This window comes from Thauera mechernichensis (assembly GCF_029588855.1).
Classification (GTDB): Bacteria; Pseudomonadota; Gammaproteobacteria; order Burkholderiales; family Rhodocyclaceae; genus Thauera; species Thauera mechernichensis.
In genome coordinates this window covers 258,191-274,714 of the sequence record NZ_JARQZE010000004.1, presented here as the reverse complement: position 1 = coordinate 274,714, position 16,524 = coordinate 258,191, and the positions used below count along the sequence as shown (strand labels likewise).

8 protein-coding genes are annotated in these 16,524 nt (G+C 65.3%); 2 read left to right on the top strand and 6 right to left on the bottom strand.

Going from position 1 to position 16,524, the window contains the following annotated elements:
* Positions 1 to 115 precede the first annotated feature (115 nt).
* The gene (gene fabI, locus P7F68_RS08060) at positions 116 to 910 is read left to right on the top strand and encodes an enoyl-ACP reductase FabI (protein ID WP_277832157.1); all 795 of its coding nucleotides are present in this window, start codon (positions 116 to 118) and stop codon (positions 908 to 910) included.
* Positions 911 to 1,007: 97 nt separating this feature from the next.
* Here fabI and P7F68_RS08055 read toward each other — a convergent pair whose 3' ends face one another.
* Entirely contained in the window at positions 1,008 to 2,897 is a 1,890-nt protein-coding gene (locus P7F68_RS08055) for a SurA N-terminal domain-containing protein (RefSeq protein ID WP_277832155.1), read from the bottom strand.
* 172 nt (positions 2,898 to 3,069) lie between these two features.
* Here P7F68_RS08055 and P7F68_RS08050 point away from each other — a divergent pair, with 172 nt between their 5' ends.
* Positions 3,070 to 6,366 (top strand): EAL domain-containing protein, encoded by a 3,297-nt coding sequence (locus P7F68_RS08050; RefSeq protein ID WP_277832153.1) that lies wholly within the window; start codon positions 3,070 to 3,072, stop codon positions 6,364 to 6,366.
* Between the two features lie 6 nt (positions 6,367 to 6,372).
* Here the strand turns inward: P7F68_RS08050 and clpB are convergent, their stop codons facing one another.
* From clpB to P7F68_RS08025, 5 genes are all read right to left on the bottom strand, one after another.
* Positions 6,373 to 8,958: an ATP-dependent chaperone ClpB gene (clpB, locus tag P7F68_RS08045; protein WP_277832151.1), complete on the bottom strand. Its 2,586-nt coding sequence runs from the start codon at positions 8,956 to 8,958 to the stop codon at positions 6,373 to 6,375.
* A gap of 70 nt (positions 8,959 to 9,028) precedes the next feature.
* Positions 9,029 to 11,074 carry a sodium:solute symporter family protein gene (locus P7F68_RS08040; RefSeq protein ID WP_270068038.1) on the bottom strand — a complete coding sequence of 682 codons (2,046 nt, stop codon included), beginning with the start codon at positions 11,072 to 11,074 and terminating at the stop codon, positions 9,029 to 9,031.
* A gap of 34 nt (positions 11,075 to 11,108) precedes the next feature.
* The gene (locus tag P7F68_RS08035) at positions 11,109 to 13,367 is read right to left on the bottom strand and encodes an exonuclease domain-containing protein (protein WP_277832148.1); all 2,259 of its coding nucleotides are present in this window, start codon (positions 13,365 to 13,367) and stop codon (positions 11,109 to 11,111) included.
* Between the two features lie 3 nt (positions 13,368 to 13,370).
* Complete coding sequence (locus P7F68_RS08030) at positions 13,371 to 13,739, bottom strand: response regulator transcription factor (RefSeq protein ID WP_002935554.1); 369 nt, start codon at positions 13,737 to 13,739, stop codon at positions 13,371 to 13,373.
* An 18-nt stretch (positions 13,740 to 13,757) separates the two neighbouring features.
* A complete protein-coding gene (locus P7F68_RS08025; RefSeq protein ID WP_277832143.1) occupies positions 13,758 to 16,514 on the bottom strand; it encodes a sensor histidine kinase in 2,757 nt (918 codons plus the stop codon).
* Between the last annotated feature and the right edge of the window lie 10 nt (positions 16,515 to 16,524).

Below are 16,524 nucleotides of genomic sequence, written 5' to 3'. Positions count from 1 at the left end.
AAGGGCCGATTCTGGCAGGTTTACCGTGTCGGCGCGACCGCTGAAGCGCGCCGGACCGTTAGCCCTTGCAGCCTTGCGGCTATAATCGTGCCCTTGTCATCGGGAGTCATCGTCCATGGGTTTTCTTGCCGGCAAACGCATCCTCATCACCGGCCTGCTGAGCAACCGCTCGATCGCCTACGGTATCGCGAAGGCGATGCACCGTGAGGGCGCGGAACTCGCATTCACGTACCAGAACGAACGTTTCCAGGAGCGCGTGGCGAAGATGGCCGCGGACTTCGGCAGCGCGCTCGTGTTCCCGCTCGACGTCCAGGACGACGCCCAGATCGACGGCCTGTTTACCGCGCTCGGGCAGCACTGGGATGGCCTGGACGGGCTGGTGCATTCGATCGCCTACGCCCCGGGCGAGGCCTTGGAGGGCGACTTCCTCGACGGCCTGTCGCGTGACGCCTTTCGCATCGCGCAGGAGATCAGCGCCTACAGCTTCCCCGCGCTGGCCAAGGCGGCGCGGCCGATGATGAAGGGACGCAAGGGGGCACTGCTCACGCTGTCCTACCTGGGTGCCGTGCGTACCATGCCCAACTACAACGTGATGGGCCTGGCCAAGGCCAGCCTCGAAGCCTCGGTGCGCTACCTGGCCGTCACCCTCGGCCCCGAAGGCACGCGTGCAAACGCCATCTCCGCCGGCCCGATCAAGACACTCGCAGCCTCCGGCATCGGCAGCTTCGGCAAGCTGCTCGCCTTCAACGAACACAACGCGCCGTTGCGCCGCAACGTGACCATCGACGAAGTCGGCAACACGGCCGCCTTCCTGTGCTCCGATCTCGCCAGCGGCATCACCGGCGAAGTCATGTATGTCGACGCCGGCTTCAACATCACCGCGCTCGGCAATCCTGCGCCCATGGACTGACGCGCCTGCGCGCGGCGATGGCGTGGCCGCACACCAGGAAAAAAGCCCGGCAACAGTACCGGGCTTTTTTCGTTGCGGCAGCGCTTACATGACGGCCTTACTGCACCTGCAGCGCGCGCGGGCTGATCTCGACCTTGTAGCGCTGGCGCAGATCGGCAAGGAAACCGGCAAAATCACGGCCCGCCAGCAACTGCGAGTACTGCGCGGCGACCAGCTCGATACGCTCGTCGTCGCCGGCAATCTGCGGTCGCTCGACGGCATCGACACGGTAGATCACGTAGTCGCCTTCGCTCGAAGCCACCCCGACGAAGGCAGGAAGCGGCTCGGCAGGCGCGGAAAACACCGCCTGCATGGCCGCTGCAGGCAGGCCCGGTGCGCCACGCTGCAGCGTACGCGCCTCGGCCCAATCCCCCACGGCCTCGCCGCCCTTTTGCAGCGCTGCGAGCATCTCGGCTCCAGACTCGGCCGCGCGTGCGCGTGCGCGCTCCAGCCTCAGGTCGTCGGCAATGCGCGTGCGCACCTCTTCCAGCGGCAAGCGCTTGGCAGGCTCGGAGGCCTTGACCCGTGCCGACACCAGCGTGCCGTTGCCGATCTCGATCGCTTCGGTGTTGCGGCCCTTGTTCAGCGACTCATCGCCGAACAGCGCGCTCCGCAGACGTTCGTTGGCGAACGGGCCACTACCTTCCGCACGCGACATCCAGTCGGTGGTCAGCACCTCGAGTCCAAGCAATTCTGCAGCCGGCGCCAGGCTGTCGGACTGCTCGTACACCGTGTTGGCGAACTGCTCGGCAAGCTCTGCAAAACGCCGGCCGGCGGCCGCACCGCGCAGCTCGGCGACGATCTCGTCACGCACTTCTTCCAGCGCCTTGATCGTGGCCGGCTTGATGTCGGTCACCTCGATGACATGGACGCCAAACTCGCTGCGCACCGGGTCGCCGATTTCGCCCTTGCTCTGGGCGAAGACCGCGTCTTCGAAGGCGCCCACCATCATGCCCCGGCCAAAGAAGCCAAGGTCGCCGCCCCGCCCTGCAGAACCCGGATCCTGGGACTGCGCGCGGGCGATCTCGGCAAAGCGTTCGGGCTGCGCGCGCAGGGTATCGACCAGCGCACGCGCCTCGGCCATCACTTTGTCGACCTCGGCTGCATCGGCAGCGGCGTCAAGGGAGAGCAGGATGTGTCGGGCCTGGCGTTCCTCGGCCACGCCGAAACGGCCCTGGTTGCCTTCGTAGAAGGCCTGGACCTCGTCGTCGGCGACCTCGATGCCGCGCTCGACCGCAGCGCGGTCGAACAGCAGGTACTCGGCCTGCACCCGCGCGGGTTGCTCGAAACGAGCGGCGTTAGCCTCGTAGTAGGCCTTCAATTCGTCGTCGGTGATGCTCACATCGGCGGCAAAGCGGCTGACCGGGAAGCGCAGCTCGCGAATCCGGCGCTCCTCGAGCTGAGCCGCCAGGAAGCGCTGAGCCGACGCCTGCGGCACGATCCCGGCGTCGCCGACCGAGGCGACGATCTGCTGGATGCGCACATCCTGGGCCACCCTGGCCTCGAAGCTGGCAGGCGTCATGCCCTGGGCACGCACCAGCATCTCGTATCGCTGCAGCGAGAAACGACCGTCCTCCTGGAAGGCCGGCACGGCGGCGATCGCCTCCTGCAGTTGCTGCGGCGTTACGACGAGCCGGTTCTCCGCGGCGTAGAGCGCGAGCACACGCTGGTTGATGAGGTTGTCGAGCACGACTCTGCGGAGCTCGGTCGATTCGAGCAGCGCGCGATCGACCTGGCCACCCGCACTCTGGCGCAGTCGGTCCTGCTGTTCGCGCAGGGCCTGATCGAACTCGAAGGCACTGATGCCCGTACCGGCGACCTTGGCCACTTCGTTGCCGGTGGGCGAGTCGCTGAAATAGGCATCCATGCCAAAGAAGGCGAAAGGGACGATGAGGATCGCCAGAATGACCTGGGCGACACGCTTGTTGCTGCGAATGGTTTCGAACATCTCGATTTCCGCGAGGGACTCAGGAAAGGGCCCGGGCATGCATGCACTGCGGGGGCGGAACCGCCGGGCGCCCGTATCAAGCCCGCGAGTTTAACGCATCCACCGCTCAATCAGGCGCGGGCGTGCACGATGCCTCAACAAGCGTGCATCACTGCCCTTTATACTGCGCGCGATGAAACCGGCCCCGGCGCTGCCCTATCTCCTCTCTGTGGTCATCCTTGCGCTGGCATACGCGGTGGCGGGCTGGCTCAGCCTGAACATGGCGATCCCGCCAGGATACGCCGTGCCGGTGTTCCCGGCCGCGGGCATCGCGATAGCTGCGCTTTACATCTATGGGTGGCGTCTGTGGCCCGGCGTGCTGCTCGGTTCGCTCGCGGTGCAGGCTCTGGCAGGCGCTGCCGTCGGTGCCACCAGCCCCCTTGTCTCAGTGCTCGCGCTCGCGCCCGTCGCCGCGGCATTGCAGGCAGTACTGGGCGCCTGCCTCATCGACCGATTCATTGGCCGCAAGAGTGCCTTCGACGACACCGCGAGCATTCTGCGCCTGCTCGCCCTGATCGCCCCCGCGAGCTGTCTCGTCTCGGCAACTGTCAGCACGCCGCTGCTGGTGCAGGAAGGCCTGATCGCCCGCGAGGACCTGTTCTTCAACTGGTGGAACTGGTGGCTTGGCGACACGCTCGGCGTGATCATCGCCGCCCCCTTGATGCTGGTGCTGTTCGGTCGCCCGGCGGCGGACTGGCGCAGCAGGCGCAATGCAGTGGCCGTTCCGCTGCTCGTTGCCCTGGCGATGCTGAGTATCGCCTTCAAGCAGGTCATCTCATGGGAGGAGAACCGCATCCACGCGCAATTCGAGCGCGACGCGCACCTCCTTGCCACCCAGGTCCAGCGCAGGTTCGACGCCCAGATCGACATGATGCTGTCGATCAGCGGCCTGATCAGCAACAGCGATCAGATCACCCGCGATGAATTCAAGGCCTTCGTCAGCCCCTGGCTGCACCGCTACCCCGGCACCCAAAACTTTGCCTGGAACCCGCTCGTACGCAACGACGAGCGCGAAGCGTTCGAGGCCGTCATGCAGGAGGACACCCCCGGCTACCGCATCCTCGACCGTGACTTCCAGGGCCAGACCTTTCCAGCCGCTCAAGCCGCGCGCTATTACCCGATCGCCTTCGTCGAGCCCAGAGAAAGTAACCTGAGCGTGATCGGCATGAGCCCCTACGCGCTACCCGCAGCGGCGGTGGCCATCGAGACAAGTCAGCGCAGCGGTCGCCCGGTGGCGAGCGACCCCTTCCGTCTGGTACAGGAGCGTGACGACCAGCGCGGCATGGTCGTCTATCTCGCCACACTGGCACCAGGCTGGAACAAGGCCGCTGCGCGCACCGGCGAACGACGCAGCGGGATCGTGTCGGCAGCCTTTCGCATGGACGACGCGATTGCGAGCGCACTCGACCCCAGACTGGCTGCGCTCATCGAACTGTGCCTGATCGACCGCTCGGGTGGCGCCCCGGGCACACGCCTGAGCGGGACGCCCGGCTGCGAAGGTCCGGGCTGGCTGGAGCGTAAAGTGCGGCATGCCCACGCGTTCGAGTTCGGCGAGCGTCCGCTCGAAGTCCTGTTGAGGGCAACACCCGCCTATCTGCTCAGCCTGCGCAGTTGGGCCGCATTGGGCACCGTCGTCGTCGCCCTGCTTGCCACCGCCCTGCTCGGCGCCTTCCTGCTGATAAGCTCCGGCAACACGCGCCGCATTGCCGCGCTGGTCGAACGCCGCACGCAGGAACTCGAAGCCACCCATGCCGACCTCCACGACAAGCAGGCTGCACTCAACGAAGCCATGCGAATCGCACAGATGGGTAGCTGGGAGAGCTTCGACGGTCTGCGCGGCCTGCGCTGCTCGCATGGGCTGCACGGCCTGCTCGGCCGCCAGCAGGCCGAGCTGAGCTCGATCGACGACATCGTCGCCAGCTTCCGTGAGGACGACCAGCGCGCGCTGCGCGAAATCATCGACGAGCTTACGCAGGCTGCGGGCCTGCGCACCATCGACTGCCGTACGCTGAGCGAACCGCCACGCGTACTCCACCTGCAGATCGAGAGCGAATGGTCGGAGCATGGCCTGGGACGCCTGCGCGGCATCCTGCAGGACGTTACCCGAGCCCGAGAATCAGAGGCGCACATCCACTACCTGGCGCGCTTCGACACCCTGACCGGACTACCGAACCGCAGCGCATGGCTCGAACACGGTGCGGTCGCGCTGCGCAGCGCGACCCGTCACCACGACCGTTTCGCCGTGCTCTTCCTCGACCTGGACAACTTCAAGACCATCAACGACTCACTCGGCCACGCCATGGGCGATCGACTGCTGGAAACAGTCGCACACCGCCTGAGCGCATGCGTACGCGCCGAGGATCAACTCGCGCGTCTGGGCGGCGACGAGTTCGTGGCCCTGCTGCCACGCATCGCCGGACCAACCGATGCTGCCGCCGTCGCACGCAAGATGCTCGACGTCCTTGCCGCAACGATCGAGCTTGATGGTCATGAGCTTCGCCCCTCGGTCAGTATCGGGATCGCCCTCTTTCCCGAGGACGGTGACACCGTCGAGATCCTGCTCAAGCACGCCGACACGGCGATGTACGGCGCAAAGGCCGCTGGTCGCAACAACTTCCAGTTCTTCACCGCGGACATGAACGTACGCGCCACCGAGCGCCTCCTGCTCGAGAACGCGCTGCGCCGCGCAATTGCCACAGACCAGCTCAGCTTGCACTACCAGCCCCAGATCGATACGCGCAGCGGACGCACCATGGGTTGCGAAGCGCTCGTACGCTGGAACGACCCTGCCCAGGGGCCGATTTCACCTGCCCGCTTCATCCCTGTTGCGGAAGACTCCGGCCTGATCATTCAACTCGGTGACTGGGTCTTGCGCGAGGCATGTCGGCAACAGGTGCGTTGGTCGCAGGCCGGGCTGGGCGAGGTCTGTATTGCCGTCAACATCTCGGCACTGCAGTTCCGGCGTGCCGAATTCGTCGATAGTGTGGTCGCCATCCTGCAGGAAACGGGCGCTTCGCCGAGCGCGATCGAGCTCGAGATCACCGAAAGCGCGCTGATGCAGCCGGGTGAGCAGCTGCTGGAGCGCCTGCACCAGCTCGTCGGCCACGGCCTCAGCCTGGCCCTTGACGATTTCGGTACCGGTTACTCTTCGCTTGCCTACCTGAAGCGCCTTCCCATCGCCCGCCTGAAGGTGGACCAGAGCTTCGTCGCCGACCTGCCAGGCGACCCGGAGGACGCCGCTGTCGTGACCGCCACCTTGTCGATGGCGCGCGACCTGGGTCTCGAGGTCGTCGCCGAGGGAGTTGAAACCCAGCAGCAGCGCGCCTTCCTGTGCGAACGCCAGTGCACGCTGATGCAGGGCTACCTGTTCTCGCGCCCACTGGCGGCAGACGACTTTGCCGGCTGGCTGAAGGTACACCCGCCGGCCTGACCCGCCTCAGCGCTGGACGCGCTCGAACTCCAGCCTCCCGGCAGGAGCATCGACACGCACCGTGTCCTTGGCGGCAAACCGGCCCTCGAGAATCGCCTTGGCGAGCGGGTTCTCGATGTACTCCTGGATCGCACGCTTGAGCGGACGTGCGCCGAACACCGGATCGAAACCCGCGCTCGCCAGCTCGGCCAGCGCCGCATCGGTCACCTCCAGGCCCATCTCCAGCCTGGCCAGGCGCTTCTCCAGGTACTGCAACTGGATGCGGGCAATGCCGGCGATGTGCTTTTCGTCGAGGGCGTGGAAGACGACCACTTCATCGATACGATTGATGAACTCGGGGCGGAAGTAGGTCTTCACCTCGGCCATTACGGCAAGCTTGATCACGCCGTAATCATCACCCGCCATGGCCTGGATCATCTGACTGCCGAGGTTCGACGTCATCACGATCACGGTGTTCTTGAAGTCCACCGTGCGCCCCTGCCCGTCGGTCATGCGGCCGTCGTCGAGTACCTGCAGCAGCACGTTGAACACATCCGGGTGCGCCTTCTCGACCTCGTCGAACAGGATCACGCTGTAGGGCTTGCGCCGCACCTGCTCGGTGAGGTAACCGCCCTCCTCGTAGCCGACGTAGCCCGGCGGCGCACCGATCAGGCGTGCGACCGAGTGCTTCTCCATGAACTCGCTCATGTCGATGCGGATCAGGTGCTCCTCGGAATCGAACAGGAAATTCGCCAGCGTCTTGCACAGTTCGGTCTTGCCCACGCCCGTCGGGCCAAGGAAGAGGAAGGAGCCATAGGGGCGGTTCTCGTCCGACAGGCCGGCTCGCGAACGCCGGATGGCATCGGCCACCAGGCGCACGGCCTCGTCCTGGCCCACCACGCGCTCGTGCAGCTTGTCCTCCATCTTCAGCAACTTGTCGCGCTCGCCCTGCATCATCTTGCTTACCGGGATACCCGTGGCGCGCGACACCACCTCGGCAATTTCCTCGGTGCCGACCTGGGTGCGCAAGAGCTTGTTGGGGGTGGCGCTCTCGCCCGCCTGCTCGGCCATCTTCAATTGCCCCTCGAGCTGAGGCAGCTTGCCGTACTGCAGCTCGGCCACCTTGTCGAGCTGGCCCTTGCGCTGGAACTCGGCCATCTGCGCGCGCAGGGCGTCGATCTCTTCCTTGATATGGGCCGAGCCGGCGACCTTGGCCTTCTCGGCCTTCCAGATCTCTTCCAGATCGTTGTACTCGCGCTGCAGCTTGGCGAGCTCATCCTCGATCAACTGCAGGCGCTTCTGCGAAGCCTCGTCCTTCTCCTTCTTCACCGCCTCGCGCTCGATCTTGAGCTGGATCATGCGGCGGTCGAGCTTGTCCATGACCTCGGGCTTGGAGTCGATCTCCATCTTGATCCGCGCGGCTGCCTCGTCGATCAGGTCGATCGCCTTGTCGGGCAGGAAGCGGTCGGTGATGTAGCGGTTGGACAGCTCGGCCGCAGCCACGATGGCCGGGTCGGTGATGTCGACACCGTGGTGGATCTCGTACTTCTCCTGCAGGCCACGCAGGATGGCGATGGTCGCCTCCACGGTCGGCTCTTCAACCAGCACCTTCTGGAAGCGACGCTCGAGCGCAGCGTCCTTTTCGATGTACTTGCGATACTCGTCCAGCGTGGTGGCGCCGATGCAGTGCAGTTCTCCACGGGCGAGCGCGGGCTTGAGCATGTTGCCCGCATCCATCGCGCCTTCGGCCTTGCCGGCGCCCACCATGGTGTGGATCTCGTCGATGAAGAGGATGATGCGACCTTCGTCCTGCGCGATCTCCTTCAACACCGTCTTCAGGCGCTCCTCGAACTCGCCACGGTACTTGGCACCGGCCAGCAGCGCCGCCATGTCGAGCGACAGCACCTTCTTGCCCTTGAGCGTCTCGGGCACCTCGTCGTTGACGATGCGCTGCGCCAGGCCCTCGACGATCGCGGTCTTGCCCACACCCGGCTCGCCGATCAACACCGGATTGTTCTTGGTGCGGCGCTGCAGGATCTGGATCGCGCGGCGGATTTCGTCGTCGCGGCCGATCACCGGGTCGAGCTTGCCGCTGCGAGCACGCTCGGTGAGGTCGAGGCAGTACTTCGACAGCGACTCACGCTGGCCCTCGGCATCCTGGCTGCCTACGCTGGCACCGCCACGCACGGCCTCGATTGCGGCCTCGAGCGCCTTGCGTGCAAGGCCATGTTCCTTGAGCAGCCGGCCCGCTTCGCCCTTGTCATCGGCGAGCGCGAGCAGGAACATCTCGCTGGCGATGAACTGGTCGCCGCGCTTCTGGGCTTCCCGATCGGTGATATTGAGCAGGTTATTGAGGTCGCGGCCGATGCTGACCTCGCCGCCATGGCCTTCGACCTTGGCCAGGCGGCCAATGGCCTTGCCGACAGCGCTCTTGAGCGGCGGCACATTGACCCCGGCGCGTTGCAGCAGCGACACGCTGCCGCCATCGTCCTGCTCGAGCAGCGCCTGCAGCACGTGCAAGGGCTCGATGAACTGCTGGTCGTTGCCGACGGCGATGCTTTGCGCATCGGCGAGGGCCTGCTGGAACTTGGTGGTGAGCTTGTCGAAGCGCATGACGGACATCCTCGGGATTCGTTGAACTGAACCCTATGTGGGGCGTATCGGCCGCGGTTCAAGGGGCGACTCAGGGCTCCATCCTGCGTTCGCCCGCAATCTCTGGGTAACGTACGTAGTCCACCAGGTCCTGAATTTCCTGCGGCGGCGGCTTGGTCAGCAGGCTCACCACCACGATGGTGACGAAGCCCAGCGGTACGCCGAACACCCCGGCCGAGATCGGATTGATGTCGAACCAAGCGTTGGCCATCGAGCCGCCGAAGAACGCATGCGTGCGTACGACGTAGAGGAGCGTAACCGACAGGCCGACGAGCATGCCTGCGACCGCGCCCGGCCGGTTCGCGCGTTTCCAGAAAATGCCAAGCACCAGCGCCGGGAAGAAGGCCGAGGCGCCGATCGAGAACGCGAGCCCGACCATGAAGAGGATATTGTCCGGGCGCAACGAGGCCACCCAGGCAGCGACCACCGCCACCACCAGCAGCTGGGACTTCGAGATCACCAGCCGGCGGTGGGCAGTCGCCTGCGGGTTGACCACCTTGTAGTACAGGTCATGAGAGAGCGCATTCGATATCGTCAGCAACAGGCCGTCGGCGGTCGACAAGGCTGCCGCCAGACCACCTGCGGCGACCAGGCCCGACACCACGTAAGGCAAGCCGGCAATCTCGGGCGTCGCGAGCACGATCACGTCGGTATTGATCCGCAGCTCTGCGAGCTGCAGGATGCCATCGCCGTTGAGATCCTCGATCCTGACCAGGCCGACCTTGCCCCAGGACGCCACCCAGTCGGGCAGGATGCTCAGGCTCGAGCCGACCACGTTGTGATAGACCTCCCACTTTGCGAACACGGCGTAGGCCGGCGCGGTCACGTAGAGCAGGAAGATGAAGAACAGCGACCACATCACCGATCGCCGCGCCTCCATCACCCCCGGCGTCGTGTAGTAGCGCATCAGGATGTGCGGCAGCGCCGCAGTGCCCACCATCAGCACGAACATCAGGGCGAGGAAGTTGTTGCGCGCCACGCGCGATTCGTGCTCGTCTTCCCCCGGGTGGGCCTCGGCATGCCGAGGCGGCGGCTTCGAGCGCTCGAGCGCTTCAGCACGCGCACGGGCCCACACCTGCTGGGCCTCGGCGGGGCTGCGTGGCAGATCGCGCAGCGCCCGCTCGGTGAGCGCAATCTCGCGCGCCGGGGCATCGTTCAGGCGCATGTCGTTGAGACGCTCGATGAGTACGCGGCGCTCGATCTCCAGCGACTCGGGCAGCGCCTCCAGCATCGCGCTGTAGTTCTGCGCACGCTGGCGGTACATGGCGCGCACCTCGACCTCGGCCGGCGCCTGTAGCAGGTGATCCTCCTGTGCGCTGATCTGTTGCAGCACCGTCCCGTACACTGCCTGCGGAATCGGTATCCCGGTCAGCTTGTAGGACAGAATCACCACCGGAACCAGATAGGCGATGATCAGGATCACGTACTGCGCAACCTGGGTCCAGGTCACCGCGCGCATCCCCCCCAGGAAGGAACACACCAGGATCCCGGCCAGTCCGATGAAGAGCCCGATCTCGAACTCGACGCTGACGAAGCGGCTCGTCACCAGCCCCACCCCATAGATCTGCGCGACCAGATAGACGAAGCTTGCGAGCACCGCTGCGGCAAGCCCGACCAGGCGAGCGACGTTGCCCTGGTAACGCGCGCCGAGGAAGTCGGGGATCGTGTATTGGCCGAACTTGCGCAGATAGGGGGCGAGCAGCAAGGCCACGAGCACGAAACCGCCCGTCCACCCGGTCACGAAGGCCAGGCCCTCGAAGCCGCTGAAATAGAGCGTGCCGGCCAGGCCGATGAACGAGGCCGCGCTCATCCAGTCTGCAGCGGTGGCCATGCCGTTGAACATGGCCGGTACCCGCCGCCCGGCGACGTAGTACTCGGACACGTCGGAGGTCCGGCTCATGACGCCAATGCCGGCATAGACGGCAATGGTGACGAACAGGAAGACGTGGCCGATGACCCGCTCGGACAGGCCAAGGTACTCGCCCACCGCAAGCAGGACCACGAACAGCGCGAAGGTCCCCGTATACCAGCCGTAGTAACGCCTGAGCTGGCGGTTGAAGCCGGCGTTGCGCCTCAATCCGGGCCTCCGCGGGCAAGGCCGGCACACGCCATCAGTACTTGATCCGCGCGTAGTAGGTCTTCTCGGCGGCCTCGCGTGCCTCGCGCAAGGTTCGTATGCCGCGCTCCGCCAGCAGCGGAACGAGCTTGAGGAACACTTCTGCGGTCACGATCGCGTCACCCAGCGCAGTATGACGACCGATGATGGTCAGGCCCATGCGCTCGGCAATCGCCTCGAGCCTGTGCGACTCCTGATTGGGGTGGATCACCGCCGACAGCAACAGCGTGTCGATGACCGGCTGGTCGAACTTCAGCCTCGTCTGCGCCTCCTTGAGCTGCAGGAAACGCATGTCGAACGCAGCGTTGTGCGCGATCAGCACGGTATCGGCAGCAAAGGCGTGGAAGGCCGGCAGTACTTTGTCGACGGTCGGCTGGCCACGCAACATGTCCGAGGTAATGCCGTGGATCTTGGCCGATTCGGCCCCAAGCGGACGCTGCGGGTCGATGAGCTGCTCGAACGATTCGCTGCGCAGCAGCTTGCCGTTGAGGATGCGGGTGGCGCCGATCTGGATGATCTCGTCGCCCTGGGACGGATTCAGGCCGGTGGTCTCGGTGTCGAAGACGGTGTAGGTCAACTCAGAGAGCAGGCGGTCCTCGAGGCCATGGGATCGGTCAGACCAGGCAAAGAGGTCGAAATCGTAGTACTCCGGCCGGCTCTCGCCACGCAGGTAGTTGTCGACGACTGCCGCTTCCTGCGGCGTGGCCGCGGGCAGCACAATGCGGAAGAACGCGCGGTGACGCACCTTCTCGCGCTCGAGCCACATCTCGCCATCATGGCGATCGATGACGTCGCGCACCGTGAGCGGACTGCTTTCGCCCTCGATCTGCATCGGTTCGAGTTCCCAGCTCATCACCGTCTCGGTGCTCATGGCCTGGCCTTGCCAGATGAGGTCGAGATGCAGCAGCCGCCCTGCGCCGCTGAGCCGGAAACGGATTTCCCGCACTTCGAACTCGTCGGACAGACGGCTCGCCAGATATGTGATTGCCTGCATGAGCGAGAAGCTGTCGACCTTCATCCACAGCGACTCGTCGACCTCCTCGAGCTTGGTGCGCAGCGAAATGCGGCTCTCGATGCGCCGCTGCACCGCCGAGATCAGGTCGGCGCCGAGCATCTCCTCCAACGGCCAGCGCGCCTTGAGCGAGTCGGCAAACTCGTTTGCGGTCTGGTTGAGACGGCTTCCCATTGCCTCGACCTCATCGCGGATCACACCACGGAAGCGCTGGCGCATCTCGTCGGGCAAATCGGCATAGTCGAGCATCTCGGCCGCCGCGCGCACGTTCGCCAGCGAGGCGCGATTGCCTTCGGTCAGCGAATGCAGCATCTGATCGCGACGCGACTCGGTCTCGAAGTTGCGCGTGATGTTGTCGAGCATGAGGATGAAGCCGGTCAGTGTGCGTTCGGGCGCAACGGCCGGCTCGCTGTCCGCCGCTTCGGCTGCGGCACTGCCTTGCGTCGGCTCGACCACCGCCACTGCATCGGCCGCGGCATCGCTGCGCGGGGGGGCGATCACCGACAGCACCGGGGCCATCTGCACGCGCAGCAGTTGCCCCGCCTTGGTGGTGGTGACGAAATTGGCCTGCGGCTGCGCAACACCGCGGCGCAGGCGCTGCTGGATGGTGTCGAGCGCGTGCGCAATGAGGTTGCGCTCGAATACGCCGTAGATCGATCGCCCAAGGCCGATCAGCTCACCGCCACCGGCAACCGCCGGCGCATCCGAGAGCGCTCTGAACTGCGTGCGCGCACGGTTGTTGTAGAGCAGGATACGGCCATCGAGATTGCACACGACCACGCTCTGCGTGAGCTCGGACATGAGTGCCGCCAGGCGGTTCTTCTCGAGCTCGACGGACTCCTTGGCGCGCGTGATCTGCGCCTCAACGTCGGTCAGCAACTCGTCACGCTGGGTGGCAAGCTCGTTGGCAGCGACTGCAAGCGCCTGCACTTCGGGCGGCCCATCGGGCTGCACTCGAAAGCCACGATTGGCTCCCAGCATCAGGCGCAGGTGTTCCGACATGCGCAGCAGGCCCTGCACGTACTGCCGAAACAGCGCGCGCACCACACCCACGCCGGCCGCAAAGCCCAGCGCCGTGAGCATCGTCCCCAGGGTCAGGTGGGGGGCGATCACCTGGATCAGCTGCTGGCGCCCCTCGTCCTGTGTCTCAACCCAGATGATCAGCGCTGTCAGCAGAAAAGGGCCGGTCATGAGCAGGAACAGCACGATCACCGCGAGTACGAAACGCGTACGTGCCTGCATCGATCAGCCCTCCAGCAGGCTGCGTACCTTTTCCACCAGCTCCTTGGTGGAAAAGGGCTTGGTCATGTAGGCGTCTGCCCCCAGGGCGAGGCCCTTGGCAACTTCGGTGTCGCGCCCCTTCGCGGTCAGCATCAGAATGCGCACCGACGCCAGCGCCGGATCAGCCTTGATTTCCTGGCAAACCTCGAAACCACTCTTCTTGGGCATCATTACATCGAGCAGGACCAGATCAGGCTGGTCGGCGCGGATGCGCTGCACGGCCTCCTCACCGTCATTGGCGATCGCCACCTCGAAGCCTTCGCGCTTCATGAGGAACTCGAGCGAAATGACGATGTTCTGCTCATCGTCGGCAATCAATATTTTCTTGTTCATTCAGACTCCTCCCCGCCACTATTCTAATTCATTGAGCCCGGCCGCCGCAGCCAACGGCAGTTCGAACGAGAAGGTCGCCCCCTCGCCCGGCGTCGACTCGAGCCACAGCCGGCCGCCGAAATGCTCCACGATCTGCAGGCTGATCGGCAGCCCAAGTCCGGTCCCTTGCGGGCGCGAGCGCTCGTCGCCGCCCTGCCGGAACTTCTGGAAGATCACCGGGAACAGCCCGGGATCGATACCCGGGCCGTTGTCCTTCACATCGACGCGCAACTGCCGGCCATCGCAGCGCAGGCTCACGTCGACGCGACCATCATGCTGAGGCACGAACTTGGCAGCATTCGACAACAGGTTGAGCATGACCTGCAGCAGGCGGTCGTGGTCCGCCCTGATGAGCGGCACCCCCTCTGCAAGATCGAGGTGCACCTCGGCGCCGCGGTCACGGAACAGTTGCATGGTGGCGTCCACCGAATGCTGGACCAGTTCGTGCATATCGACGTCGGTGTTATGCCACTCGGCATGACCCGACTCGATCTTGGCCATGTCCAGAACCTGGTTGACCAGGCGCGTGAGGCGCACCGTCTCGGACACGATGATGCCGAGGAAGCGCTGCCTGTCGTCGACGGAAATGTCCGGATCGTCGACCATCATCTCGGAGAAGGCGCGGATCGAGGTGAGCGGCGTGCGCAGCTCGTGCGTCACCGACGACATGAAATCGTCCTTGAGCCGATCGAGCTCCTTGAGCTGCTCGTTGGCCGCGCGCAGTTCGGCAGTCGCCGCCTCCAGCGCCAGCGACTTCTCCTCGAGCTTGTGCGAGTAGGCGCGCACCTGCGAGGCCTCATCGAGGATATCCATCACTTCGCCAAGGCCGAACGGTTCCTCCTGCACCACCGTGGCGACCATGACCCGAGCCGAGGCACTGCCGATGGCACCGGCGAGCAGGGACTCCGCGAAGTGGGCCAAGTCGGGGTCGGCCTTGAGCTGGTCGATGCGCTCGTAGCCATGTGATCGCGCGTACGCGCCAAACGCCTCCTCGGTGCGGCGCTGGCCGAGAAAGCGGGCCACCAGCGGGAGCAACTCGCGCACTTCGGCCCCGGTCCGCCAGAAACTGGTCGGCGCCGCCTCCCCGCGCCGGAACACGTCGACGAACAGCGCCCCCTGGGTCGCCTCCGCACCGGTCGGAACCCGTAGCAGCGACACCAGCACATAGCAGCCGATGTTGGCGAGCAGGCTCCAGAACAAGGCATGGCTGATGTTGTCCCAGCCGCTCAGGCCAAAGAGTTGCTCGGGCCTGAGCAGGGAGAGCCCGAACAGGCCCTGCTCCATGAAGCCAGGGTCCAACCAGCCCGACTTGGCGAACGAGGGCAGCATCAGCGTGTAGCCCCACACCAGGAAGCCCGCCAACAGACCGGCCAGAGCCCCCTCCCGGGTTCCGCCACGCCAGTACATGCCGCCCAGCATTGCTGGCGCGAACTGGGCGACCGCGGCGAAGCTGATCAGGCCGATACTCACCAGCGCATAGGCCTCGCCGGCCAGGCGGAAGTACACATAGCCCAGCAAGAGCACGACGACGATCGCCCCACGGCGTATGCCGAGCAGCAGCCCGGTGAGATCGCGTTCGCCCGCGAGGTTGAGCCTGCGACTGCGCAGCAGCATCGGCATCACCAGGTCGTTGCAGACCATGGTCGATAGCGCGATGGCCTCCACGATGACCATGCCTGTGGCCGCCGACAGGCCGCCGATGAATACGAACAGTGCAAGCGCAGCGTTGTCGTGCGCCAGCGGCAGCGAGAGCACGAAGGTATCCGGGTCGACCGTACCCTGGCCGAAATGCAGCAGACCACCGAGCGCAATCGGGATGACGAAGATGTTGATCGCCAGCAGGTAGGCCGGGAACGCCCAGGTGGCACGGCGCAGGTGCTGCTCGTTGACGTTCTCGACCACCGCGATCTGGAACTGGCGCGGCAGGAAGATGATCGACAGCATCGCCAGCAACACGTGGGCGAACCAGCCCCCGTAGCCCAGCCGTCCGGCGCTGTCGAAGGCAAGCACACCTGCAAGGTCGGGCGCCGCCATCGCCCGCGCGTAAAGGTCTCCAAAACCGTCGTAGAGCCAGTAGGTGACGTAGATGCCGACGGCGAGGAAAGCGAGCAGCTTGACCATCGACTCGAACGCAATCGCCGCCACCATGCCTTCGTGGCGCTCGGTGGTATCGAGGTGGCGGGTGCCGAACAGCACGGTGAACGCAGCAAGCGTAAGGGCGATGTAGAGCGTGCTGTCCCGCCACCAGCCCGCGGCGGTGGCAGCGACGGCCTTGGACTCCGGGTCATAGCCGCCGACCAGCAGCGCGTAACCCGTCGATATTGCCTTGAGCTGGAGTGCGATGTAGGGAACGATACCGACCACCGCGATGACAGTGACCAGGCCACCGAGCAGATGGCTCTTGCCGTAGCGCGAGGCGATGAAGTCCGCGATCGAGGTGATGCGGTAGCTGCGCGCGATGCGGATCATCTTCAGCAGCACCAGCCAGGCCAGTGCCAGCCCCAGCGTGGGACCGAGATAGGTGGGCAGGAAGGAAATGCCCCCCGACGCGGCGCGGCCGACGCTGCCGAAGTAGGTCCATGCGGTGCAATAGACCGCCAGTGACAGGCTGTAGACCCAGGGGTTGGAAATGATCGAGCGCCCTTGGTCGGCGCGGCGGTCGCCAAAATAGGCAACCGCGAACAACAACAGCAGATAGGCGAACGAGACGCCGACGATCAGCCAGCCCGGCAGCATCGCGCCCTCC